Here is a 24950-nt window from a genome sequence, read left to right as displayed (position 1 = left end):
GGCGGATCAGGTGGGGCTGATGCTCACCTCGTCGAAGTACGAGGTGCAGCGGGCCAGGGGGTCGCGGGAGCAGACCACGAGGCCCACGTGGTAGGCGGCGTCGCCGAAGCCGGGGATGTCTCCCTCGGCGAGGGGGGTCCAGCTGACGCCGTCATCGGTGGAGAAGGCCGCGGAGAAGGTGGTCCCCGTGCGCTTCAGTCGGAGCAGGCAAGGGAGTTGGAGGGCGGGGGCGGGTGTGGTGGGGCCGGTGAAGGTGGAGGCTCCGGCGACCGTCCTGCGCAGCATCAGCTGTGGGGTGGTGCCGCCGGTGACGATCGCCCCGGCCGCCTGGTCGAACGGTGACAGGGACTTGGCCATGAGCAGCCCGACCCGGTCGGCGGCCGTCGCTCCGCTGCGGGAGACCAGACGGGCGGTGAGGACACTGTCCCCGGTGACCGGCTGCCGGACGAACTGCCCGGTCATTCCCTGGCCGTTGACGTTCAGATCGGTTCCGGCGCCGCGTACGACGAAGGTCCCGTCGCCTGCGCCCTCGCCCTTCGGTTCGTACGAGGTGATGCCGGGCGTGCGGATCGCCACCACGCCGTAGGTCCCCAACTCCCGTTCGTCGAGGACGACATCACCGAGGTCTCCGTACGTCCAGGGGGCCGGCGGCGGGGCGGAGACGGTGAGCGCGAGGGTGGCCGTCGCCGCTCCGGAGGCGTTGCCCGCGACGGTCGTGACGGTGAACTCCCCGCTCTCGGCGGGCGTTCCGGAGACGAGCCCGGTACGCCGGTCCACGGCCAGCCCCTTGGGCAGCCCGGCGGCGCTGAACCGGACGGGCTGGTGCGAGGCCCGTATCAACTGCCGGAACGGCACGCCCACGTTGGCGTACGCCGTACCGGCGGCGGGCGCCTCGGGCACCGACGGTGTCGGCATGACGGCCGAGGCGGGTGCCGAACGCGGGCCACGGCCACCGGAGTTGGTTTTGGCGATGGTGTAGTGGTACGTCCGTCCGGGCGCCCCGGTGGCGTCCGTGTACCGCAGTCGGGTGCCGAAGCCGACCGGTCCGACACCGGCGGCGACCCTCTCGTACGGGCCCTCGGGACGCGTGGCCCGCAGCACCGTGTAGCGCGCCGACAGGTCCGGGTCGGTCCAGGTCAGCTCGACGGCGTCGGCGCCGGAGACCGCCCGCAGGTCGGATGCGGTGCGCCGGGGGCGCGGCACGCACCAGACGGTGCCGGAGGCCGACGTCACACTGACGTTGTCGAAGGCGCCGGTGCCGGTCTCGGCGTACTCCGCGTCGACGCCCAGGCAGGAGGTGAGGGCGAGCCCGGCGTACACGGTGCGACCCAACTCGACCTCGGTGACGCCGACTTGGGTCCAGTTCTCGCCGTCCGGGGAGATGGACCCCGTACAGCGGCGGCCCTTGCGCTCGACGCGTACCCAGTAGGGGGCGCGCAGCCGGTAGCCGTCGCCGGCGCCTTCGACGTAGGGCGCCGTAAGGGGTGTCGCCGACTCGGGGAGGGCGCCGAGGGCGGAGATCGGGAAGGACGCGGCCGTGGTGATGGCCGTCAGCTGCGAGGGCGGGACCGGCGTGCTGCCCGTCGCCGAGACCGCCGCTCCGGGCGCCCGGCGTACGGTCCACACCCCGCTCCAGGTGTGCAGCGGCAGGCCCTGGATCAGCATCGACGCGTGCGGCGCGGAGGGGTCGAGGGAGCCGCGCAGGGTGACGCCGATCCTGGAGTACTGGGAGCTGAGCGGCCACACGATGCGCGCGGTAACGGTGCCGTCGCCGCGCAGGGGCACGTGGGCCAGACGGTAGGTGTCCGCCGTGCCGCCCGCCTCAAGGACGAACCGTTCACCGTCGAACACCGCCGAGCCGGGGACGCCCGTGTCGCCCACGTCCTGGCTCGACCAGGGTGCGGGCAGACCGGCGCTTGCCGACGCCCAGCCTGAACTGTCGCTCACACCGAGGGAGTTGGTGGCGATGATGGTGTAGTAGGAGGTCCGGCCCCGGGGTGCGTCCCGGTCGGCGTAGGTGTCGGTGGTGAGGGCGTCGGCGATCGTCTCGTACGGGCCCTCGGGGTGGGTGGCCCGCCGTACCGTGTAGCCGGTCGCCCACGTGGACGGGAGCCAGGAGACGGTGACGGCGCTGTCGGTGCCGTGGGCCGTGACGCCCGCCGGGGCGGTGGGCGCGGCCGGTGCGGGGGCCGTCGCTCCGGCGAAGGTCAGGGTGCCCCAGCTCGGCAGGTCGTCGTTGCTGCCCTCGACGACCCGGGCGCCGCCCGCGCCCCGGAAGACGGCGGCCTTCGTGCAGGGGGCGTCGAGGCCGCGTACGCCCGCGTAGTGCGCGTACGCCATCTCGTAGATCGGGGGCATTGTGCCGCGGCCGGTCGCGGAGACGGAGGTCTTGATGTACTTGCCGGTGCGGTCGAGGTCGGGGGTGAAGGGGACGTCTCCGCCGAGGTTGTAGCGGGCGGCGTACTCGAAGTTGGCGAGGACGCGGTCGCCGTCGAAGCCCCACAGGTCGACGCCCTGGTTCCAGGCGACCTGGGCAATGTCGCCGGTCAGGCCGACCGCGAGCTGTTCGTGGCCCTGGTCGCGGCCGGCCTCCTGGCCCTGGCCCGCGTCGGTGACGATGCGGTGGGCGACGCTGCCGTTACCGGCACCGGCCGCAATGAACCGCAGGGCGTCCTCGAAGAGGGCCGGCTCCTCGCAGAACACGCCGATGGCCAGGATGGTCTGAATGGCCGTCAGGTCCCAGTTGCCATTGGCGTAGAGCATGTAGCCGGACACCGCCGGATACCAGACGTCCAGGAAGGACGCCTCGCAGCGGGCGATGTCGGTGTCCGTCCAGCCGTCGTAGTCGCCGAAGTGGCGCAGTAGTTCGGCCGCGTTGACGAACTTGAAGGCCTGCAGGCCCGCGCCGAGCGGTCCGTCGGCGCCCGTGACGGCGGTGAGCGAGGCCGACCAGACGTTGAGGATGTCGCGGGCCTTGTCGGCGTGGGCGCGGTTGCCGGTCACGCACCACATGAGGGCGTTCTGGTAGGCGGCGGCCGAGTCGGCGACGGCCTGGCCCATGAAGTTGGACGGTCCACGGCCCCAGGAGGTGACCTGGCCGGTGTTCTGCACGGCGTACGTGGACTTGGAGCGGGCGTGCGCGGCGAACGCCAAGTAACCGTCGTAGATGGGTGATTGGCGTGCCGCGACCGCGTCCCTCATCCGGGTGAGGTCGTCGGTGGTGTGCAGCAGGCCGGGGTGGGCGAAGGAGCGTTCGCCGGCCGCGGCCCAGGCGGCGCCGGGCGCGGCGAAGGCGGGTCCGGTCGCGCCCGAGGCCAGCAGCAGGGCGGCTGCGCCGCTGCCGCCGAGGAAGCCGCGGCGGCTGAGGGGGGAGGTCGTCATGAGGTCGCGGCCGCCTCGGCCTCGGCGGTGGTGAGGAAACGGAGGTTCGTCACATGCTCGTTGGTGTGCATGGGGATGGTGTCGGTGGTGAGGTACCAGGTCGGCTTCTTCATCGAGTCCGCGATCACCGTGCCGTTGACGACGAGGTTCTCGAAGGTCACGTCCTTGATCGCGTGCTTGGCGTCGTAGCCGAGCAGCAGGCAGGTGGCGAGCGGCTTGCCCGTGTAGGAGAGGTCCTTGACGTAGACGTTCTGGATGCCGCGCCCGACCGAGGTGTTGTACTTCGTGTTGTACATGATCCGCATGTGGATGAGCTGGCCCCAGCGGAAGTCCTCGACCCGTACGCCGTCGATCTTCACGTTCTTGATCAGGTTGCTGTCGCCGGCGTTGAGGGCGATGCAGCCCTGGTAGCCCATCTGGGGCTCGCGGTGGTCCAGGATGTCGAGGTTCTTGAAGTGGAGGTTCTTGAGGACCTCCGGGTTGTCGGTGTTGCCGTGCGTGCCGACGTTGATGGGGTGGGCGACGTCCGCCCAGAGGGTGGAGTTGCGGACGGTGATGTCGGTGGTGTCGCCGTAGTACTCCCAGCGGTGGGTGTAGATGGCGACGCAGTCGTCGGAGTTGCGCATGAAGACGCCGTCGATGACGACGTTGCTGCTGCAGAAGACGTCGATGCCGTCGCCCCAGCCCTTGGAGCTGAAGGAGCCGAGACCCTTGATCGTGACCCCGGTGGCCTCGCCCAACTGGACGGCGTAGCCGTTCGGGTTGAGGACGGTGACGGCGCCGATGGAGATGTTCCGCGAGTTCTCCACAAGGGCTCCGCCGCCCGCGGTCCCGGCGAGGACTCCCCGGCCGGCGATCCCGGCGTGCTCGACGTCGCGGAAGATCACGGTCGCCTTGAGGACGGCGCCGCCGTCGAGGTACACGGTCTTGCCGGACGGGACGAGGAGCGTGCCGTCGGCGGTGGTGTGGACGCCGGGGCCGTAGTAGATGACGTCCGGGTCGTCCGCCGCGGGGCGCTTCTTCTCGACCGCGCGGGCGAACAGGTGGAGGCAGTCGAAGATGTCGTCGTTGATCTGGACGACGACGTTGCGCGGCCCGTCGAGGGTGAACCGCAGGGTGTCACCGAGGACTTCGGGCTTGATGCCGTACGAATCCGGCCGCACCCGGGCTTTGGTGGTGCCGCCCTTGAGGTAGGTGACCTCGATCTCGACGGAACCCTGGAAGTCGAAGTACGCCAGCGAGGAGTTGTAGATCTTGCTCGACCCGGTGGTGGGGTTGATCTCCCCCAGCTGGGGCCGCCAGATGTCGAGAGTCTGCCACTCGCCGTCCGGGGCGGTCCTCACTCGCACCTTGAAACTGGTGTTGGTCGGCATGGCGGACGGCCGGGGGTAGGTGACGAGCGCCGGGGCCGCCTCGGCGCCGGCCGCCCGGGCCGTCGTGGCCGTCAGGTTGGTGAGACCGACGGCGAGCGCGGTGGCACCGGCCGCCTGGAGCGCGGTGCGGCGGCTCAGGGGCGCGGACGACACGAACGACGAGGAAGGCGACGGCGACGAAGGCGAGGACTGCGACGACGGGGGCATGAACAACTCCTCTTCAGCAACCGGTTGTCATATCGCTGGCTTCCGGTTGGTGGAATCACTAAGTCTTCCCGACGGGTTGGGGCGGGCTTAATGTAGGAACCGGTTGCTAAGCGGTCAATGTTTCCGTCGTGTGAGCGGTGCTTTTCGAAATTTTCGATGGTCCGCGGGCGGGCCGGAGAGGCGGTTGGAAGATGGTCCGCACCGGAGGCGGGGCCGCCCACACGGGTCCCACACTGGCGGTCGTCGCCCGGGAGGCCGGGGTCTCCGTGCCTACCGCCTCGAAGGTCGTCAACGGCCGCGAGGACGTGGCTCCGGAGACACGGCGGCGGGTCACCGAGGCACTGGACCGGCTCGGTTATGTCCGCAGACCCCGCTTCGACGCGTCGAAGGCGCCCGGCCTCATCGATCTCGTCGTCCATTCGCTGGACAGTTCCTGGTCGGGCGCGGTGCTGCACGGCGTGGAGGAGGCGGCGCACGACGCGGGCCTCGAGATGGTCGTGTCGGCGGGCCTGACCAGAACCCGGGGCGGGCGTCCGGAACGCGGCTGGCTGGACAAGCTGACGACCCGGGGCTCGGCCGGCGTGCTGTTCAACCTCGCCGCGCTGACCCCGTCCCAGTACGCCTGGCTCGACCAGCATCACATCCCGTTCGTGATGATCGACCCGGTGCTGGAACCGCCGCCGGGGGTGGTGTCGGTGGGGGCGGCCAACTGGCAGGGCGGAGTGACGGCGACCGAGCATCTGCTGGCCCTCGGCCATGAACGCGTCGCGGTCGTCGCCGGGTACCGGCGCAAGATGTGCAGCAGCGCCCGGGTCGCCGGTTACCGCTCGGCGCTCGTCGCCGCCGGTGTGCGCCAGCGCCCCGAGTACGTCCGCTACGGCGGCTTCGACGAGACGCTCGCGCACCGGCGCATGCTGGAACTCCTCGACCTTCCCGAGCCGCCGACCGCGGTGTTCGTCTGCTCGGACCGGATGGCGCTCGGCGTCTACCAGGCCCTGGCGGAAAGGGGGTTGAGGGTGCCGGACGACATCAGCGTGGTCGGTTTCGACGACCTCCCCGAGTCCCGCTGGACCACACCGGCCCTCACCACGGTCCGCCAGCCCCTGTCGGAGATGGCGTCGACGGCACTGCGGCTGCTGGTACGGATGATGGCGGGCGACCGCCCGGAGAGCACGCGCACGGAACTGTCGACCCGACTGGTGGAACGCGCGAGCACGGCCCCAGTTCGGTCCGGCTCTCCCGGCATGTCTCCGCACGTCGGTCAGACGGCTCCGCCGCCGCTGAACAGCTGCTCCGGCAGGCGGCTCCTCTGCTAGACAGGTGCGATGACAGGTACCTCGGCAGGACAGACAGGGCTCGTCGTGCGAATCCCGGAGGCGGAGCCCGCGGTGGGGCAGTGGCGTGAGCGGCTCGATCCGGTGGCGCGCGAGGGCGTTCCGGCGCATGTGACCGTGCTGTTCCCGTTTCTCCCGGCGAGCGCGATCGACGAGGGCGTCCTCACCGCCCTGGGGGAGGTGTTCGGGCGCCACCGGTCCTTCCAGGCCGGTTTCGAGCGGTGCGGGCGGTTTCCGGGGCTGCTGTATCTCGCTCCGGAACCGGACGCGCCGTTCCGGCGGCTCACCGAGGCGGTCGTGGAACGCTGGCCGGAGACCCCTCCGTACGGCGGGAAGTACGGCGACCCCGTCCCGCATCTCACCGTCGCGCAGCGGCTGGACGACGCCGCCCTGCTGGAGAAGGCGGAGGCGGACATCACCAGCCGTCTCCCCTTCACGGCCCAGGTGTCTTCAGTCGATCTCGTGGCACACGACGGCACCCGGTGGCAGCACCGGAGGTCGTTCCCGCTGGCCCCCTGAACCAGGACGAGGAGACGTCCGATTCGTTCAAGACCGGCGCGGGCGGCCCCGCCTAACGTGGGCGTATGACTCCACAACCTCCCACACCTCCCACGTCTCTTCCCACACCCAGGTTCGACGCCATCGGCATCGTCGTGTCCGACCTCGCCGCCTCCGTCGCCTTCTACCGCAGGCTGGGGCTCGACTTCCCCGAGGGAGCCGAGGAACAGCCGCATGTCGAGGCCGAACTCCCGGGTGGGCTAAGGCTGTTGCTCGACACCGAGGAAACGGTGCGCTCCTTCCACCCCGGGTGGCGGCCGCCGAGCGGGGGCGGGCGGATCGGGCTGGCCATGCTGTGCGGGTCGCCCGCCGAAGTCGACGCCCTGTACGAGGAGTTGACGGGCGCCGGCCATCGGAGCGAGCTGAAGCCCTGGGACGCCGTCTGGGGGCAGCGGTACGCGTGTGTGCTGGACCCGGACGGCAACGGGGTCGACCTGTTCGCCCCGCTGGCCGCCGCCGCTCCGCCCGCCGAGTAGCCGGCCCAGCGGCATCCCCGCCAACTCCCGTACGTCCCGGGCGAAGTGGGCCTGGTCGGCGTACCCGGTGCGGGTGGCCGTCTCCGCGAAGGGCACTCCCGCGCGGGCCATGACCAGCGCGCGCTGGAGTCGCAGGACGCGGGCCAGGGTCTTGGGGCCGTAGCCGAAGGCGGTCAGGGAGCGGCGGTGCAACTGGCGTGCGCTGAGCCCCAGTTCGTCGGCGGTGCGGCCGACCGGGCGGCCGGCTTCCAGGGCGGCGACGAGGCCGCCAAGCAGCGGATCGGGGTCGGGCGCGTGTGCCGCCCGGTCCAGCGCCACCTCCTCGAGCGCCGTCACCGGGTCCGGCGCGGCGTCGACCCGCGCGCTCAGCCGCCGCACCTCGGCGGCTCCCCAGAGGTCGGCCAACTCGACGCGCCGGTTCTGCAGTTCGTACGCGGGTACGCCCAACAGGGCGGGCGCCGTGCCCGGGAAGAAGCGGACGCCCGCCCAGTGCGCCGGGGCACCGTCGGGAACGTACGCCCGGGTGTCGGGCCCCGCGACCAGCAGCCGGCCCTCGCGCCACAGCAGGTCCATACACCCGTCGGGCAGCACGGGCTGAACGCCGGACCCGCCCGTGGTGTTCGTCCACACCACCGCGCCCGGCAGCCGGGAGAACCGCTCCTCGTACACGTAGGCAAGGCTATGCCTCGGGGGCAAGGCTATGCCTCGGGCGCGGAATGTTCCTGCGGGGCCCTGGAGACGCGGGCGCGCTGCGGTGGACGACCTGGCGGGGTGATCACATCGACGGCGCGGCAGCCGCCGGGCAGGAGAGCCGCCCCCGGCTGATCAGCCCGCCCGAGGCCCCGCTCCGGCCCTCCCGACGGTCCGGCAGCCACGTCACCGAGCCCCGCAGAGCCACCGGGGGCGACGCCCCACTCGCCCAGGACACCGCCCCTCAACAACACCCGAACCCGAGACTCCTGCTCGACCAGGAGACCGAGGGCGAGTCACCCCGACCCCCCGACACCGTCCGCAGACGGGCCAGGCCACCCGGGAGCGCTGAACCTGTCCCGGAGTCCCCCGCGCACCGAAACCCTCCGCCGCCGAACCCGCACCGGGGGCGGCGCCCCGTCCGCCCAGGCGCCACTCCCCCAGGCCAGGTCGCCCAGGACCGCTGCGACACCCCACCCGCTCAGGAGCCACTCGCCCAGGACTTCGCCCCTCACCGACGACCGAACCCGAGTCCCTGCCGTGCGCCAACGCGTGGCGGGCGTCGGAGGAGGTGCACGGGAGACAGAAGTGCGGGCCCGTTCACCTCCCGGAGGGCGGGTCCTCCCCCGGCTTCGGTGTGCTCTTCGCGTGCGTACGCAGGCGGGATGTCACGTCCTCCGGGGGGAGGAAGCGCGACCAGCGTTCCGGGAACTCCGAGGGCATGTCGCAGTCGTCGGGGTCGTCGTCGGCTTCGTGTGCGTGGAGGGCGGTCATCCGGGCGACGTACTCGGCGGCCTCCTCCTCGCGGATGCGTTCGTTCGCGGCGCGCGCGGCGGCGGTGGCGGCGGCCGGCCAGACGCGGTCGATCGCGGCGTTGACAGCGGCTCCGACGAGCACCGCGAACGCGGACATCCCGACCCACAGGAGGACGGCGACGGCCGCCGCGAGCGATCCGTAGATCGTGGCGCCCTCGATCGTCTTGGTCAGGTAGATGCGCAGCAGGAAGCTGCCGAGCACCCACATCCCGAGGGCCACCAGCGCACCCGGAACGTCCTCGATCCACGGTGAGCGCACCGGGACCGACACATGGAACAGCGTCGTCAGGAAGGCGATGGACAGCAGGATGACGACGGGCCAGTACAGCACCTGTACGAGCGTCTCCGACCACGGCAGGACGTCGAGCACCGCGTCCGGCCCCGCCACCATCAGCGGCAGCGCCACCGAGCCGATCAGCAGCGCCACGACGAACAGCACGAAGGCCACCAGCCGCGTCTTGACGATGCCCCGCACGCCGTCCAGGCCGTACATCACGGTGATGGTGTCGATGAAGACGTTCACCGCACGCGAGCCGGACCAGAGGGCGAACAGGAACCCTATGGAGATGACGTCCGGCCGGCCGCCCTTCATCACGTCGTCGAGGATCGGCCGGGCGATCTCGGTGACGCCCTTGTCGGACAGGACCGTGCGGGACGCCTCCAGCAGGTTGGTCTCCAGGCTGGTGATCGTGTCGGTGCCGGTCCAGTCGTCGACATAGCCGAGCAGCCCGATCAGGCTGAGCAGCAGCGGTGGCACGGAGAGCAGCGTGAAGAAGGCCGCCTCGGCCGCCAGACCCAGGATCCGGTACTCGATGCACGAGTTGACGGTGTCCTTGAGCAACAGCCACGCGGTCCTGCGCTTGGAGACGTTCCGGTAGAGAACGCGCGCGCGGTGGAGTCGGCCGCTGGGGCTCCCGGGAAGTTCACTTGCTGCCTGCACGCCCTAACGGTATCGGGCGGGCGCCATCCCTCTCACCCTCCGGTGCCCCGCTCACGGCGCAACGCTCCTTCGCCGCTCCTTCGCCGCTCCCTCCCCTTCGTTCCCGTGACACCGCAGAAAGCGCGGAGAAACCCAGCGGAAACCCGGCGGAACGATTCAGCAGAAAATCGAATACTATTTCTGTCATGCCCTCGGCGGCCATATTCCGGTGTCGTCAAACGGAATACCGCCCGGCAATTACACCCGGCTTACGGAAAGCTCCCTGGTGGGACAGGTGAACAGGCAGTCGCCAACCGTACGAAAAGTCGTGACTCTGTAACAGGAAAGCGACATTACGCCAGGCCACCTTGACCCCCTCATAACCGGGTCGAAACAATTCGGATTGCATTCTCCGGGGCACACCCACCCATGGAAGTGCGAAGTACCACGACACGGGGGCAGCCCGGCTCCGAACAAGCCCGCTCAAGCCGCGTTGCCCTGATCCGCACGGAAAACGCGCGGATCGACATCGTCATCGAAACCGTGCCGCACGCCGCGCTCATCGACAACTTCCGCTCATACGCCGCACACGTATTTCACCCTCGTACGCCGCTTTCCGTACCCATTCCTCATGGCGCGTCAACTGCCACTCCCGTTCACAGCCGCACCACGGGCACACAGCGGGCACACAGCGGACGCGAAATCCATCATGCCAATTTACGGAGTACCCCCATGCCCTTAGCCGCACCGCGCATCGCCGGTGTAGACGTGGCCCGTGGCCTCGCACTGCTCGGTATGTTCTCCGTGCATGTCTTCGGCGACTTCGAGCCGGACGGTTCCCCGACGGTGGCCTGGCAGTTGGCGGGCGGCCGGTCCTCGGCGGCCTTCGCACTGGTGGCCGGAGTCGGCCTGGCCCTCACCACCGGCGGCCGTACACCCCGCGTCGACCGGGGCTCGCTCGCCTCGGTCACCGCGCGGGCACTGTCCGTCGGCCTGATCGGGCTGTTGCTGGGCTACGCCGCCAACGCGGGCGGGCTCAGCGTCGATGTCATCCTCGCCTTCTACGCCCTGCTGTTCCTGCTCGCACTGCCCCTGCTGGCCCTGCGGGCAAGGACCTTGGCCTGTCTCGCGCTCGCCCTGGGCGTGGTCGCGCCGTTCCTCGTCCACCTTCTCCGGGGCGCGCTGCCCGAACCCGCCTTCGACGGTGATCCGACACTCCAGGACGTCGTCACCGACCCGGCCGGCCTCCTCGGCGGCCTTCTCGTCCACGGCGACTATCCCGTCCTGGCGTGGACGGCGTACCTCTGTGCCGGTCTCGCGATCGGACGCCTCGACCTTTTCGACCGGCGCACCGCGACCCGGCTGCTGACCGCCGGGCTCGCCCTCGCCGCCACCACCTGGCTGGTCTGCTCGTTCTGGCTCCTGCACCGGGGCGGTCTGGAGCGGCTGCGGCGGAGCGAGTTCCCCGACGCGACCGGGCCGCACGCCCGCGACCAGGTCCTGTGGGACATCCCGGACGGCACGACCTGGTGGTCGATGCTCTCCCGCGCCCCGCACTCCACCTCGCCGTTCGACGTACTGCACACGCTCGGCGCGGCCACTGCACTGCTCGCGGCGGTCCTGCTGCTGACCCGGATCACCGTGGTGCGGCGCGCGCTGCTTCCGCTGGCTGCCGCCGGAAGCATGCCGCTGACCCTTTACACCGCCCATGTCCTGTTCCTCGCCACAGGAGCGCTGAACGGCTCCCCCGGCCTCCAGTACGCCGTACTGGTCGCGGGCTCGCTGCTGTTCGCGGTCGTGTGGCGGCGCACCAGGGGCCGGGGACCCCTGGAAGCGCTGGTCGCGGGCGCGGCGCGGCGCGCCCGGGAGTGGGAGCGGGGGCGGCGGGCGCAGGGGAGCACGGCGGCCCTGCCGGGCCGGCGATCCGACCACGCCGACCACGCCGACCGGCTCGAACAGCCCGAACCAACCGGCCGAACCGACCGAACCGGCCGAACCAGCCGAACCGAAAGCCAGGACCAGCACCGCTAGGGAGCTCATCGTGGGGGGAACAGTGGGGAAACAAGTGAGGGGAACACCGGTCGAGCAGATCCTCACCGAGGTGCTCGCCGGTGTCCTGAAGACCGACCGGGTACCGCCAGACAGTCACTTCTTCGACGATCTCGGTGCCAACTCCCTGGTCATGGCTCACTTCTGCGCCCGGGTCAGGAAGCGGGACGATCTGCCCTCGGTGTCCATGAAGGACGTGTACGGCAATCCGACGATCCGGAGTCTGGCGGCGGCGCTCGGTGACACCCCGGCCGAGGCGCCGCTCGCGCCACCGGCGAAGGCCCCGCCGCCCGGCAGTACCTCGCGGTATGTGCTGTGCGGGGCCGCCCAGGCGCTGCTCTTCGCGGCGTACTGCTTCCTGGCCGGGCTCGTCACCGTGCAGGGCTACCAGTGGATCAACGCCGGGTCGGGGATCGCCGACGTCTATCTGCGGTCGGTCGTGTTCGGCGGCGCCGTCTTCGCCGGGATGTGTGTGCTGCCGGTGATCGTCAAATGGGTGCTGGTCGGCCGGTGGAAGGCGACCGAGTTCCCCGTCTGGGGCCTCGCCTATCTGCGGTTCTGGACGGTCAGGTCGCTGCTGAACGCCAACCCGATGCGCCTGTTCGCCGGGAACCCCCTCTACGTGCTGTATCTGCGGGCGCTCGGCGCGCGGATCGGCAGGGGCGTCACCATCCTCTCGCCCGCTCTCCCGGTCTGCACCGACCTGCTGACGGTCGGCGCGGGCACGGTCATCCGCAAGGACTCCTACTTCCTGTGCTACCGGGCCGTCGCCGGACGCGTCCGGACCGGCCCGGTCACCCTCGGCAGGGACGTGTTCGTCGGGGAGAAGACCGTCCTCGACATCGGCACCTCGATGGGAGACGGCTCCCAGCTCGGCCACTCCTCCGCGCTGTTCGAGGGCCAGACGGTACCTGCGGGCCTCCGCCGGCACGGCTCGCCCGCCGAGCCCACCGAGGTGGACTACGTACGGCTGCCCGAGGCCCCCTGCTCCACCACCCGGCGGGCCGCCTACAGTCTCGCCAGTCTGCTGCAACTCCTGCTGGGGTACGTGCCGTTGGCGGTGGGCGGCGGGTATCTGCTGCTCGACCTGGCACCCCGGCTCGAGGCGCTGTTCGACCCCGACGTGGCCGACATGACCTCGGTACGCTTCTACGCCGAGGCGCTGGGCCTGTCCCTCGCGCTCTTCGTCGCCACGATCGTCGTCGGCGCCATGACCGTGACCCTGGCCCCCCGGGTGCTGAACCTGCTGATCAGGCCGGACCGGATCTACCCGCTGTACGGCCCGCACTACGGGGCGCACCGGGCCGTCGTCCGGCTGACCAACCTCAAGTTCTTCAAGTGGCTGTGCGGCGACAGCTCGTACATCGTCCACTATCTGCGGGCCATCGGCTACGACCTCTCGCACGTCGAGCAGACCGGCTCCAACTTCGGTACGGAGATGCAGCACGAGAACCCGTACCTGGTCTCCGTCGGCAGCGGCACGATGGTCGCCGACGGGCTGTCGGTGCTCAACGCCGACTACTCCGCGACCTCCTTCCGCCTCTCGCGGGCGTCGATCGGGGCGCACAGTTTCCTCGGGAACCACATCGCCTACCCCGCCGGTGGCCGCACCGGCGAGAACGTCCTCCTCGCGACGAAGGTGATGGTGCCGCTCGACGGGGAAGTCCGGGAGAACGTCGGGCTGTTGGGCTCGCCGTCCTTCGAGATCCCGAGGTCGGTGGAGCGGGACAGCAGCTTCGACCATCTGCGGGAGGGCGACGAGTTCCGCCGCCGTCTCGCCGCGAAGAACCGCTACAACCTGCGCTCGATGGGCCTGTTCCTGTTCGTGCGCTGGCTGCACTCGTTCCTCCTTACCGTGCTCGGCTTCGCCGCCTTCGCCGTGCACGGCACCCATGGCGTCGCCGCCGGGGCGCTGGTCGGCGCCTCCCTGCTGCTCGGGCTCGTACTCACCGCCGGGTACTACGTGCTGGTCGAACGGCTCATCACCCGGTTCAGGAGCCTGGTGCCGCGGTTGGTGTCCATCTACGACCCGCACTTCTGGTGGCAGGAACGGCTGTGGAAGGTGCCGGCCGACTTCCTCGTCGTGTTCAACGGGACGCCGTTCAAGAGCCTGCTGTGGCGGCTGATGGGCGTACGGATCGGGCGCCGGGTGTTCGACGACGGCGTCGCCATCACCGAGCGCACCCTCACCACGATCGGCGACGACTGCACACTCGGCGCCCACAGCAAGATCCAGGCCCACTCGCAGGAGGACGGCACCTACAAGTCCGACCACATCGTCCTCGGCCGGGGCGTCACGCTCGGCGTCGGCGCGCTCGTCCACTACGGCGTGTCCATGGGCGACGGGTCCCAACTCGCCCCGGACTCCTTCCTGATGAAGGGCGAGGACGTGCCGTGCCTGGCCCGCTGGGGCGGCAACCCGGCCGTGGCCCTGCGCGGCGACCAGATCCCGCCGGCCGAACAGACCGCCCGGCTCACGCACTCCGCACACTCCACGCGCTCCGCGCACACCGCACAGATATCGACGGGGGCAGTTCGATGAACACCATTCCACGCTGGACACCCGGCCCGGTCCCGGACGAGGACTCGCACCACCGCCGCCACGCGGTGTACGCCGAGTACGAAGTCCCCGTCGACGACAGCCTGTTGCGCTCGGACTCGTTCGAGTCGGCACTGCTCGCCGTACACGCCAAGGTCCTGGCCGCGCTCTCGGGTGAGCGGGAGGTCGTCACCGGGTACGTGGCGGTGAAGGGCGAGCGGCCCGTTCCGCGCCGGATGCTGGTCGGCCCCGGCTCCTGGCGGGAGTTGCTGGCCCTGACGGACGTCACCGCCGCCACCGGGACGGGCTACGCGGACGAGCCTGCGTACGAGACCGTGCTCGACCCGCACGGCGGTGAACCGGCCGATGACAGTGCCGTGTTGCACGTGAGCGTCGGCGAGCGCACCCTGCGGCTGCGCCACCGCACCGATGTCCTCGACGCCGGAGCGGCTGCCCGCATCGCCGGCTACCACCTCACCGCCCTCTCCCTGCTGACCGCCGACCCGGACGCCGACCACGAGCGCCAGAGCCTGCTCTCCGGCGACGAACTCGCCTTCCAGCTGGACGGGTTGGCGGGCCCCACCCGTGAACTCCCGGACCGCCGCGTACACGAGCTGTTCGAGGAGCGGGTACGGCTCCACCCGGACGCGGTCGCGGCCGTGCAGGGCACGACCGAGTGGACCTACCGGGAGCTCAACTCCCGTGCCAACCAGCTCGGTCGGGCGCTGCTGGCCCGCGGCCTGGCCCGGGAGGGCGTCGTCGCCGTGGTCACCGAGCGCAACCTCGACTGGATGGCCGCCGTGCTCGGGGTGCTCAAGGCGGGCGGTGTCTATCTGCCGGTCGAGCCGCACTTCCCGGCGGAGCGCATCGCCGCCACCCTCACCCGCGCCGAGTGCGCGTTCGTCGTCACCGAACACGGCAGCACCACCACGCTCGACGGGACGGGCACGGACGTACCGAGGCTGTACGTCGACGAGGTCGCGGCGGAGGGGCACGCGGACGGCGACCTCGGGGTGAAGGTCGACGCGGACCAACTGGCCTACATCTACTTCACGTCCGGGTCGACCGGTGAGCCCAAGGGCGCGATGTGCGAGCACGCGGGGTTCGTCAACCACGTCCTCGCCAAGCTGGAGGACCTGGGGATCGGCGAAGGGCAGGTGGTCGCGCAGACCGCTCCCCAGTGCTTCGACATCTCGCTGTGGCAACTGGTGTCGGCGCTGCTCGTCGGCGGCCGGACGCTGCTGGTCGCGCAGGACGTGATCCTGGACGTGCCCCGGTTCGTGGACACGGTCGTGGACGGCGGGGTCAATGTCCTCCAGATCGTGCCGTCGTATCTCGAGGCGGTGCTGGCCGAGTTGGAGGCGCGCCCGCGTCGACTCCCCTACCTGCGCTGTGTGTCCGTCACCGGGGAGGCGGTGAAGCGGGAGCTGGTGCAGCGCTGGTTCACCGCCCAGCCGGGGATCAAGGTCGCCAACACCTATGGGCTGACCGAGACTTCGGACGACACCAACCACGAGGTGATGGACCGGGTACCGGACGGACCCCGCGTCCCGCTGGGCCGGCCCGTGCGCAACGTCCGTGTGTACGTCGTCGACGAGCACCTCGCGCCCGTGCCGCTCGGGGCGCCCGGCGAGATCGTGTTCTCCGGGGTGTGTGTCGGACGCGGGTACGTCAACGACCCGGAACGCACGGCGGCGGCCTTCACCCTGGACCCCTACCGGCCCGGCGAGCGGCTCTACCGCAGCGGCGACCACGGGCGCTGGCTTCCCGACGGCAGGCTTGAGTTCCTGGGCCGCCGGGACACCCAGGTGAAGCTGCGGGGCTTCCGGATCGAGATCGGCGAGATCGAGAACGCCCTGCTGCGAGTGCCCGGGGTCCGGGACGGCGCCGTGGTGGTCGTGCGGGACGCGCGGCTCGCGGCGTTCTGCACCGGGGCCGAACTCGCCGACGTACAGACGCGGTTGGCGGAGTCGCTGCCCGCCTACATGGTTCCGGCGGCCGTGCACTGGCGGGAGTCGCTGCCGCTGACCGCCAACGGCAAGACCGACCGCAGGTCGCTCACCGCGCTCGCGGAGGAACTCGACACCGCCGAGGAGCGCGCCGGAGCCGGCGTGCAGGAACCGAAAACGGCCGGTGAGCGGCGGCTGGCCCTCGCCTGGGCCGAGGTGCTCGGTGTTCCGGTGGACCGGGTCGGCCGTCTGGACCACTTCTTCGACCGCGGCGGCACCTCGCTGTCGGCGGTCCGGCTCGCGATCGCACTCGACCGGGCGATCACCCACAAGGACGTCATCCGCCTCCCGGTCCTCGCGGACCTGGCCGAACTGCTCGACACCCCGGCCGCCACAGCCTGACGACTTGCTGTGCGCGCCGCACCGAAAGGAACGAACGGCACCATGACACTCTCATCCGCTTCATCGACATCAACTCCCTTTCCGCAGACGGCACTTCCGGGCATCGAGCTGCTCCCCGGCCGGCCTCCGACCCTGTGCGCCCCGCCCGTCGCCGACCCGGTGGAGTGGGCGGGCGCCCACCGGGACGCGCTGCGGGCGGCCGTCGCCGAGCACGGCTCGCTGCTGGTGCGCGGCCTCGGCCTGCACGAACCGGCCCTGACCGGCGCCGTCCTGCGCCGGCTGGCCGACGGCCTGATGCAGGACCAGGAGGCCTTCGCACCCCGGCGGCGGTACGCCGACGGCGTGTACTCCTCCTCCAAGTGGCCGCCGAACCAGCCGATGTGCATGCACCACGAGCTGAGCTACGCGCTGGAGTTCCCCGGCCTGCTGATGTTCGCCTGCCTCGAGGCACCCGCCGAGGGCGGCGCGACCGGCGTCGCCGACTCGGCGGCCGTGCTCGACGCGCTGCCCGCCGAACTCGTCCAACGCTTCGAGAAGGAGGGCTGGTTGCTCACCCGGACGTTCAACGACGAGATCGGCGCGACGGTCGCCGAGGCCTTCGGCACCTCCGACCGAGCCTCCGTCGAACGCTACTGCCGCGCCCACGCCATCGAGTTCACCTGGGAGCCGGACGGCTCCCTGCGCACCCGCCAGCACCGCGGAGCCGTCCTGCGGCACCCGGTCACCGGCCGCCGCTGCTGGTTCAACCAGATCGCCTTCCTCAACGAGTGGACGATGGACCCGGAGGTCCACGAGTACCTGGTCGACGTGTACGGCGCCGACGGCCTCCCCTTCAACACCCGCTACGGCAACGGCGATCCGATCGGTCTGGACGTCGTCCAGCTGCTCAACGACGTCTACGCGGCGCACACTGTGCGGGAACCGTGGCGCGGCGGCGATCTGCTGCTCGTCGACAACATCCGTACGGCACACAGCCGGGAGCCCTTCGAGGGGCCGCGCGAGGTCCTCGCCGCCCTGGCCGACCCGGTCCGCCGCACCGACTCCCCCGATTCCACCGTTTCCGCCGACATCGCCGGTTCCGCCGGTTCCTTCGAAGGGACGTCCTCATGACCACGCACCCCGTCACGGTCCCGCCGTTCTCGGTCATCTCCGGTGAGCAGGTCCAACAGGCCCTTGACGGAAGGGAGTCGGACGTCGTCGACCTGGTCGAGACGGTGTACCGGCTGCACGGGGCCGGGGACTCGGTGAACCCGCCCTCGTACTTCCTGCGGTTCCCCGACCGGCCCTCGTCGCGGATCATCGCGCTGCCCGCGTCGATCGGCGGGGACGTGCACGTCGACGGGCTGAAGTGGGTCTCCAGCTTCCCGGAGAACGTGGGGGCCGGGATTCCCCGGGCGTCGGCGGTACTGATCCTCAACGACCACGACACGGGCTACCCGTTCGCCTGCCTGGAGAGCTCCATCATCAGCGCCTCCCGCACGGCGGCCTCTGCCGCGCTGGCCGCCGACCGGCTGAGCCGGGGGCGCCCCCGGCCGACCCGGGTCGGGTTCGTCGGGACCGGGCTCATCGCCCGCTACATTCACACCTATCTGGCCGCCACCGGCTGGGAGTTCGACGAGACGGGCGTGTTCGACCTGTCGGCCGACAGCGCGGCCGGCTTCCGGGGCTATCTGGAACGGTCGGACGGCGGCGGCAAGGTCGTCGTGCACGACAGCGCCGAGCAACTGGTCAGGTCCAGCGACCTGTTGGTGTTCGCCACCGTCGCCGCGAAACCGCACATCGACGACGTGTCGTGGTTCGACCACCATCCGCTCGTCCTGCACGTCTCGTTGCGCGACCTCGCGCCCGAGATCCTGCTGGCCTCGGCGAACTACGTCGACGACGTCGAGCACTGCCTGAAGGCGGACACCTCACCCCACCTGGCCGAACAGCTCACCGGAGGCCGGGAGTTCATCGACGGCACGCTGGACGACGTACTCACCGAACGGACGAAGGTCCCGGTGGACCGGCCCGTGGTGTTCTCGCCCTTCGGCCTCGGAGTGCTCGACCTCGCCGTCGGCAGGTTCGTCCACGACGAGGTGGCCCGCCGCGGCGAACTCCGTGTCGTCGACGGCTTCTTCCACGAACTGCGCAGGCACGGCTGACTCGTTCAGGGGGGTCGGTCGCAGCGCCCGGTCACCGGGCGCCGTGCCACAGATCAGGCGCGCCGAGCACAGGCGCGCCACACTCAGGGGGACAACATGCCAGTCATTTCCCAGCCATCGGACTTCAACGAGGATGAGCTCTACGTCGACCTCCGGGCCACCGTGGGCCTCCCCCTCTTCCTGAAGTGCGAGGGCTTCAACTTCGCCGGTTCGATCAAGATGAAGGCCGCCTACGAGATGGTGACGGCCGCCGAACGGGAGGGCAGGCTGCGGCCGGGGTCCGTTCTCGTGGAGTCCTCGTCGGGCAACCTGGGCGTGGCGCTCAGTGTGCTCGCGGCGAGCCGGGGCTACCGGTTCCTGTGTGTGACGGACTCGCGCTGCAACGCGCAGGCGATCCGGCTGATGGAGGCGCTGGGCAGCCGGGTGCACGTCATCGACCAGCCCGACCTGCGCGGCGGCTTCCTGGGTGCCCGGATCGGGTACGTCCGCGCGCTGTGCGCCTCCGACGAGCGGTACGTCTGGCTCAACCAGTACGCCAACCAGGGGAATTGGCGGGCGCACTACCTCACCACGGCACCCGCGATCGCCCGCCGGTTCCCGGGCCTGGACGTCCTGTTCGTCGGCGCCGGCACCACCGGCACCCTGATGGGCTGCGCGCGCTGGTTCTGGCAGTGGAACCGGCGGGTGCGGATCGTCGCCGTGGACGCCGTCGGCTCGGTCACCTTCGGCGGACCGCCCGGCCCCCGCATGATCCCGGGGCTCGGCACGAGCGTGCGGCCGCAGCTGCTCGACGAGTCGTACATCGACGAGGTGATCCGCGTGGAGGAGACGGACGCGGTGCGTGTCTGCCGTCGGCTCGCCTCCCGGGGCTTCCTCTTCGGCGGGTCCACCGGCACGGTGATCAGCGGGGCGACCCAGTGGCTGGCCCGGCACGACGGACGGGACCTCACGGCGGTGGCGATCGCCCCGGACCTCGGCGAGCGCTACCTCGACACCGTGTACCACCCCGGCTGGCTGGAGGCCCTCCAGGGCGAGCAGGACATGGCCGCCCGGGCCTCCGACGAACTGGCGACACTCTCCGGGCCGGCCTGACAAGCGGGTCCGGGCCGGCGGGCGGCCCGGGCTGAGGGGGCTGCGCTGCGCGGGAATCCGGTGAGCACGACGTACCGGGGGGTAGGTTCGTCGTATGGCAGCCAGCACCCACACCGTGGCCAACCAGGTGCCGCCCCTGGTCGGATATGACGTGTTCACCGCCGACAAAGCCCTGGTGGCGGCCGTCGAGCGGCATCTGGACCCCGGGCTTCTGGACGAGGCCCGGGAGGACCTCTCCGGGCTCGGGAAGTCCACCGGGTCCGCGCAGGTGCAGGAATGGGGGGCGCTCGCCAACGAGAACCCCCCGAAACTGCGGACCCACGACCGCTACGGCAACCGGATCGACGAGGTGGAGTTCCATCCCGCCTACCACCGGCTGCTCGGCAAGGGTGTCTCGGCCGGGCTGACGGCGGCCTGGAACCGGCCTGGCGGGCATGTGCGGCGGGCCGCCGGTTTCGTGGTCTGGTCGCAGGCCGAGCCCGGGCACGGCTGCCCGCTGTCGATGACCCACGCGGCGGTGCCCGCGCTGCGCACCGACCCCGCGCTCGCCGCCGAGTGGGAGCCCCGGCTGACGTCCACCGTCTACGAGGAGGGACTCCAGCCGGCGGACCGGAAGGCCGGCGTGCTCTTCGGGATGGGCATGACGGAGAAACAGGGCGGCAGCGACGTACGGGCCAACGCGACCGTCGCGACGCCGCTCGCCGAGGACGGGACGTACGAGCTGACGGGGCACAAGTGGTTCTGCTCGGCGCCCATGTCGGACGGTTTCCTGGTGCTGGCGCAGGCGCCCGGCGGGGTCACCTGTTTTCTGCTGCCCCGGGTCCTGCCCGACGGCACGCGCAACGAGTTCCGTATCCAGCGGCTCAAGGACAAGCTGGGCAACCGCTCCAACGCCTCCGCCGAGGTCGAGTTCGACGGGACCTGGGTGCGCCGCGTCGGGGACGAGGGGCGCGGGGTGCGCACCATCATCGAGATGGTCGCGATGACCCGGCTCGACTGTGTGCTCGGCGCCGCCGCGCTGATGCGGCAGGCGGTCGCCCAGGCCGTACACCACTGCACGTACCGCGAGGCGTTCGGCGGGAAGCTGGTCGACAAGCCGCTGATGCGCAACGTTCTGGCCGATCTGGCCCTGGAGTCGGAGGCGGCGACGACGCTCGCGCTGCGGCTCGCCGCCGCGTACGACGACGGGGGCGAGCAGGAACGGGCGTTCCTGCGGCTGGCGTTGCCGGCCGCGAAGTACTGGGTGACCAAGCGTTGCACCCCGCTGGTGGTGGAGGCGTTGGAGTGTCTGGGCGGCAACGGCTATGTCGAGGAGTCGGGCATGCCCCGGCTGCTGCGCGAGTCGCCGCTCAACTCGATCTGGGAGGGCGCCGGGAACATCCAGGCGCTGGACGTGCTGCGGGCGATGCAGCGGGAGCCCGCCGCCCTGGGCGCGTTCCTCCAGGAGGTCGGCAAGGCGCGCGGAGCCGACCACCGGCTGGACGGCGCCATCAAGGACCTGCTGACCGAACTGGCCGATCTGGACGGCATCGAGGGCCGCGCGCGGCGGCTGGTCGAGCGGATCGCACTGGTGCTCCAGGGTTCGCTGCTGGTCCGGTTCGCGCCCCCGGAAGTCGCGGACGCGTTCTGCGCCTCCCGCCTGGGCGGCGACTGGGGCAACGCCTTCGGCACCCTCCCGCACACCCTGGACCTGGCATCGCTGGTGGAACGGGCCCGCCCGGTGGCCTGAGGACCCGCCCTGTCGAGGCGCGACAGCGCCCGCCAGGGGCGCGGGGAACTGCGCGACAAGCCCCCACCGGCCGGCAGCCAAAGAACCGCACCCGGCGGAGCCTGTCGCGGGGGTGGTGCCGCGCCGACACGGCACCACCCCCGCTCACTTGCCCCGCATCGATCGGGAGCACGGACACCGCGCGGCGGCGTCGACCAAGTTTCAGCCACCGCAGGACGGTTCACCAGGGTTGCAGGGGGTTGCAACTTGTTGGCATGTGTGTGCGGAGTGTGGTCCTCCGGTGCTCGCGGGCGGCACCATAAGACATCCAGTCAATACGGGCCGGGAGGACAAAGTGGCGAACCCGCCGATGGAGGTCGCGCGACTCGCCGGCCGCGACACGGCGAAGGCGGCACGGCTGCTCAGCGACGTACGCGCGGCCCGCCTCATGGGACAGCGACCGCGCCTCGCGCCCCGTCCGGTGATCGACCAGTCCTGGGACCGGATGCTGCGCAGCGGCGTCGACCCCGACCACGACTTCCGTTCCGGTCTGCTGAGCCGTGACGAACTGGACCGGCGGCGCGGGACGTCCAGGTTGCGGCATGTCCTCCCGGTGCTGCGGCAGGGGCTGTTGTCGGTCGCGGACGTCACCGAGCACATCATGGTCGTCGCGGACGAGCACGGCCGGGTGCTGTGGCGCGAGGGCAGCGCGCCGGTGCTGCGCAGGGCGGACTCGTTCGGCTTCGAGCCCGGCGCCGACTGGGCCGAGGACGTCGTCGGCACCAACGGGGTGGGCACTCCGGTGGTCGCCCGGCGTCCCGTACAGGTCTTCGCCTCCGAGCACTTCGTACGGTCGCACGCCACCTGGACGTGCACGGGCGCCCCGATCACCGACCCGCGCGACGGCAGGCTGATCGGCGTGGTGGATGTCAGCGGGCCGCTGGAGACGATGCATCCGGCGACGCTCGCCTGGGTCGACTCGGTCGCCAAACTCGCCGAGGCCGGGCTGCGGGAGCGCCACAATCACTCGTTGGAGCGGCTGCGGGCGGTGGCGGCGCCGGTGCTGGCGCGACTCGGCGGGCGGGCGCTGGTGGTGGACCGGGACGGCTGGACGGCGGCGGTGACCGGCATGCCGTACACGAACCGGGTCGCCCTGCCCAAGTCGTTGTCCCCGGGTCGCCGTTGGGTGCCGGCGCTGGGGCTGTGCTTGGTGGAACCGCTGGCCGGGGGCTGGCTGGTGCACGCCGCCGAGCCCGAACCTCCTGGCGCCACCCGGATCGTCCTGGACCTGGGCCGGGCCCGTCGCTGGTCGGTGACGGTGTCGGGACCGGCGGGTTCCTGGACCCACGAACTGAGTCCCCGGCACGCGGAGTTGCTCTATCTGCTGGCCCTGCACCCGGCCGGCCGCAGCGCGGCGGGCCTGGCCGACGACGTGTTCGGCGACCCGGCCCGTACGGTCACCGTACGCGCGGAGATGTCGCGGATACGGCGTTATCTCGGGGCGTATCTCGACCATCGCCCCTACCGCTTCAGCGACGACACGGAGGTGACCGTCCTCCTCCCCGACGACCCCCGCGATCTGCTGCCCCACTCGACGGCGTCGGCCGTGGCGCGGGGGCGGGGCTCGGCTTGCGAGGGCACCGGGAGCGGCGCGGTGGGCGACGCTGGGTGACCCGGCGGTGACACCGGTGTGAGAAAAGGCACCCGGACGGCCGCCGGGGGTCAACACAGGGCACGTATTCCGGAGTATTCGACCAGGCCTGGTGCCCCCTGACGTACCATCCTTCCCACGGCCCCCCACACTGCGACCCCGGTTCAACGCTCGGATCGCGAGCCGCAGTTGGCCTGCCTCGGGAGGATGAATGAAGCATCGCGGCAGACACCGCAGGCAGAAGCGGGGCCGAGCGCTGCGCGGTCTGCTCGCCGGCACCGCCCTCGCCCTGACCGCCGCGGCCACCATCGTCAGCGCCTCCCAGGCCGTGAGCAGCGACAACCCGGGGCCCCTGAAGTCCCTCACGTCCACTGCCGAGCTGAAGGACTTCCAGCTCAAGGAGCACCTGGCGTCGAAGAGTTCACTCGACCGGCTGGCCGACTCCATGGGCGGCACGGTGGGTGTGAGCACCGTCCTGGAACACACCAACCGCACGCTGCACAACGCGGCCGAGTGCGCCCCGACCGAGACAGAGGCGCTGCCCGTCACACCGGCCGCCACCCGCGCGTACTGCTGGGACCAAGCCGATTCGGCCAGTCAGCGCTGGCTGCCGCAGTCCGTCACCACCTCCGGTGACGCGGACGAGGACGGCCGCTGGGGTGCCAACCGTGTGATCCTCTCCGGCTGGACGCACAACGACGCCAGGCCGGGTGAGCCCGAGGTCTCCCGGGGGCTGGCCCGGATCGCCGTCATCGACGCGAACGACCTGAGCGACATGACGTACCGCTGGGTGCTGCTGGTCGTCCCGACCGACGACGGCTCGGACTACCGCAAGCTGGAGTCCCCGATCTCCGGCATGGTCTGGTACCAGGACAAGCTGCTGGTCACCGCGTCGGCCAAGGACTCCGACGGCAAGGCCCTGTACGTCTACGACATGAACCGCATCCTGCGCGCCTCGGTCGACGACCCGGCGGTCGGCCGGGTGCCCGGCGGCTGGTCGGCGCACGGCTACGGGTACGTGATGCCCGCCGTCGCCTCGTACAGCCTGGCCGGCGGCGCCTGCGACCCGGCGTCCGACGACCGTCTCCCCTGTTTCGGCTCGCTGTCCCTGGACCGCACGTCCACGCCCGACAGCCTGGTGGCCGCCGAGTCGTTCCCGGCCGGCGCCGATCAGCACAGCCGTCTGTGGCGCTACTCGTTCAGCCGCGCGGGCGACCGTTCCGGCCTCCTCGCCGCCAACATGCTCGGCCGGGTGAACCCCGTCGAGGCCTACTCGACGAAGGCCACCGCCATCCAGGGCGTGCTGTCCTACCGGTCGCCGGGCGAGGAGAAGGCGGACTGGTACGTCGCCCACGCCCCCGGCGTGAAGGACCGCCACGGCACCCTCTGGCGCCTGACCGCCGACGGCGCGAAGGCGGCCCGCTGCGGCTCCGACGACGCCTCCCGCCGCTGCTGGGCCGAACACGCGGAGTCCCTCTCCTACTGGGAGGGCACAGGCGAAGTCTGGTCCCTGACGGAATGGGCGGCGGACAACCGCTCAGGATGGACGGGCACCCCCATCCCGAAACGAATCCTGTACGCAGTACCCCTGTCGTCGATCACCGACTCCCTGAAGTAGCACTACCGATGAAGCCGGGGCGCGCCAGCGCCCCGGCTTCTCCAG

Annotated in this window: 15 protein-coding genes and 1 pseudogene; 12 read left to right on the top strand and 4 right to left on the bottom strand. The window is 71.1% G+C overall.

All coding sequences use genetic code 11. The features are described from left to right. Window positions 1-6 precede the first annotated feature (6 nt). Together ABZ855_RS17395 and ABZ855_RS17390 are read right to left on the bottom strand one after the other, a co-directional pair. Window positions 7-3381 (bottom strand): alginate lyase family protein, encoded by a 3375-nt coding sequence (locus tag ABZ855_RS17395; RefSeq protein ID WP_360807592.1) that lies wholly within the window; start codon window positions 3379-3381, stop codon window positions 7-9. Next, window positions 3378-4961, bottom strand: a complete 1584-nt coding sequence (locus ABZ855_RS17390) for a glycosyl hydrolase family 28 protein (RefSeq protein ID WP_360807590.1) — start codon at window positions 4959-4961, stop codon at window positions 3378-3380. The genes ABZ855_RS17395 and ABZ855_RS17390 overlap by 4 nt, the downstream gene beginning before the upstream one ends. Window positions 4962-5152: 191 nt before the next feature. Here ABZ855_RS17390 and ABZ855_RS17385 point away from each other — a divergent pair, with 191 nt between their 5' ends. The 3 genes from ABZ855_RS17385 (at window position 5153) to ABZ855_RS17375 (ending at window position 7329) form a co-directional block, all read left to right on the top strand. Next, a complete protein-coding gene (locus tag ABZ855_RS17385; RefSeq protein WP_360807588.1) occupies window positions 5153-6277 on the top strand; it encodes a LacI family DNA-binding transcriptional regulator in 1125 nt (374 codons plus the stop codon). 9 nt (window positions 6278-6286) lie between these two features. Further along, window positions 6287-6814, top strand: a complete 528-nt coding sequence (locus ABZ855_RS17380) for a 2'-5' RNA ligase family protein (RefSeq protein ID WP_360807586.1) — start codon at window positions 6287-6289, stop codon at window positions 6812-6814. Window positions 6815-6879: 65 nt separating this feature from the next. Beyond that, window positions 6880-7329 carry a VOC family protein gene (locus ABZ855_RS17375; RefSeq protein WP_360807584.1) on the top strand — a complete coding sequence of 150 codons (450 nt, stop codon included), beginning with the start codon at window positions 6880-6882 and terminating at the stop codon, window positions 7327-7329. On the opposite strand, the pseudogene ABZ855_RS17370 reads toward ABZ855_RS17375, so the two are convergent. Next, window positions 7315-7998 (bottom strand): annotated as a pseudogene (locus tag ABZ855_RS17370) (helix-turn-helix transcriptional regulator); the annotation flags it as partial. The gene ABZ855_RS17375 and the pseudogene ABZ855_RS17370 overlap by 15 nt on opposite strands. A 621-nt stretch (window positions 7999-8619) precedes the next feature. Next, window positions 8620-9774: a YihY/virulence factor BrkB family protein gene (locus tag ABZ855_RS17365; protein WP_360807582.1), complete on the bottom strand. Its 1155-nt coding sequence runs from the start codon at window positions 9772-9774 to the stop codon at window positions 8620-8622. Between the two features lie 711 nt (window positions 9775-10485). On the opposite strand from ABZ855_RS17365, the gene ABZ855_RS17360 reads away from it, so the two are divergent. From ABZ855_RS17360 to ABZ855_RS17320, 9 genes are all read left to right on the top strand, one after another. Further along, complete coding sequence (locus ABZ855_RS17360; RefSeq protein ID WP_360807580.1) at window positions 10486-11784, top strand: heparan-alpha-glucosaminide N-acetyltransferase domain-containing protein; 1299 nt, start codon at window positions 10486-10488, stop codon at window positions 11782-11784. 22 nt (window positions 11785-11806) lie between these two features. Next, window positions 11807-14344 (top strand): Pls/PosA family non-ribosomal peptide synthetase, encoded by a 2538-nt coding sequence (locus ABZ855_RS17355; protein ID WP_360807684.1) that lies wholly within the window; start codon window positions 11807-11809, stop codon window positions 14342-14344. After that, on the top strand, window positions 14341-16692 hold the full coding sequence (locus tag ABZ855_RS17350; protein WP_360807578.1) for a non-ribosomal peptide synthetase: 2352 nt from the start codon (window positions 14341-14343) through the stop codon (window positions 16690-16692). The genes ABZ855_RS17355 and ABZ855_RS17350 overlap by 4 nt, the downstream gene beginning before the upstream one ends. A gap of 42 nt (window positions 16693-16734) precedes the next feature. Further along, complete coding sequence (locus ABZ855_RS17345) at window positions 16735-17802, top strand: TauD/TfdA family dioxygenase (RefSeq protein WP_360807576.1); 1068 nt, start codon at window positions 16735-16737, stop codon at window positions 17800-17802. Beyond that, window positions 17799-18836: a 2,3-diaminopropionate biosynthesis protein SbnB gene (gene sbnB, locus ABZ855_RS17340; protein WP_360807574.1), complete on the top strand. Its 1038-nt coding sequence runs from the start codon at window positions 17799-17801 to the stop codon at window positions 18834-18836. Before ABZ855_RS17345 ends, sbnB begins: the two co-directional genes overlap by 4 nt. Window positions 18837-18932: 96 nt before the next feature. Further along, a complete protein-coding gene (gene sbnA, locus ABZ855_RS17335) occupies window positions 18933-19928 on the top strand; it encodes a 2,3-diaminopropionate biosynthesis protein SbnA (RefSeq protein ID WP_360807572.1) in 996 nt (331 codons plus the stop codon). A gap of 94 nt (window positions 19929-20022) precedes the next feature. Continuing rightward, the gene (locus tag ABZ855_RS17330) at window positions 20023-21657 is read left to right on the top strand and encodes an acyl-CoA dehydrogenase family protein (RefSeq protein WP_360807570.1); all 1635 of its coding nucleotides are present in this window, start codon (window positions 20023-20025) and stop codon (window positions 21655-21657) included. Window positions 21658-21991: 334 nt separating this feature from the next. Next, window positions 21992-23308, top strand: coding sequence for a GAF domain-containing protein (locus tag ABZ855_RS17325; protein ID WP_360807568.1), 1317 nt, complete (start codon window positions 21992-21994; stop codon window positions 23306-23308). Between the two features lie 190 nt (window positions 23309-23498). Further along, window positions 23499-24905: a hypothetical protein gene (locus tag ABZ855_RS17320; protein ID WP_360807566.1), complete on the top strand. Its 1407-nt coding sequence runs from the start codon at window positions 23499-23501 to the stop codon at window positions 24903-24905. The last annotated feature ends 45 nt before the right edge of the window (window positions 24906-24950 follow it).

Source organism: Streptomyces sp. NPDC047042 (assembly GCF_040644035.1).
In the GTDB taxonomy this organism is placed as follows: domain Bacteria; phylum Actinomycetota; class Actinomycetes; order Streptomycetales; family Streptomycetaceae; genus Streptomyces.
The sequence above is the reverse complement of the archived record's forward strand: the minus strand, read 5'-3'. Positions and strand labels throughout refer to the sequence as shown.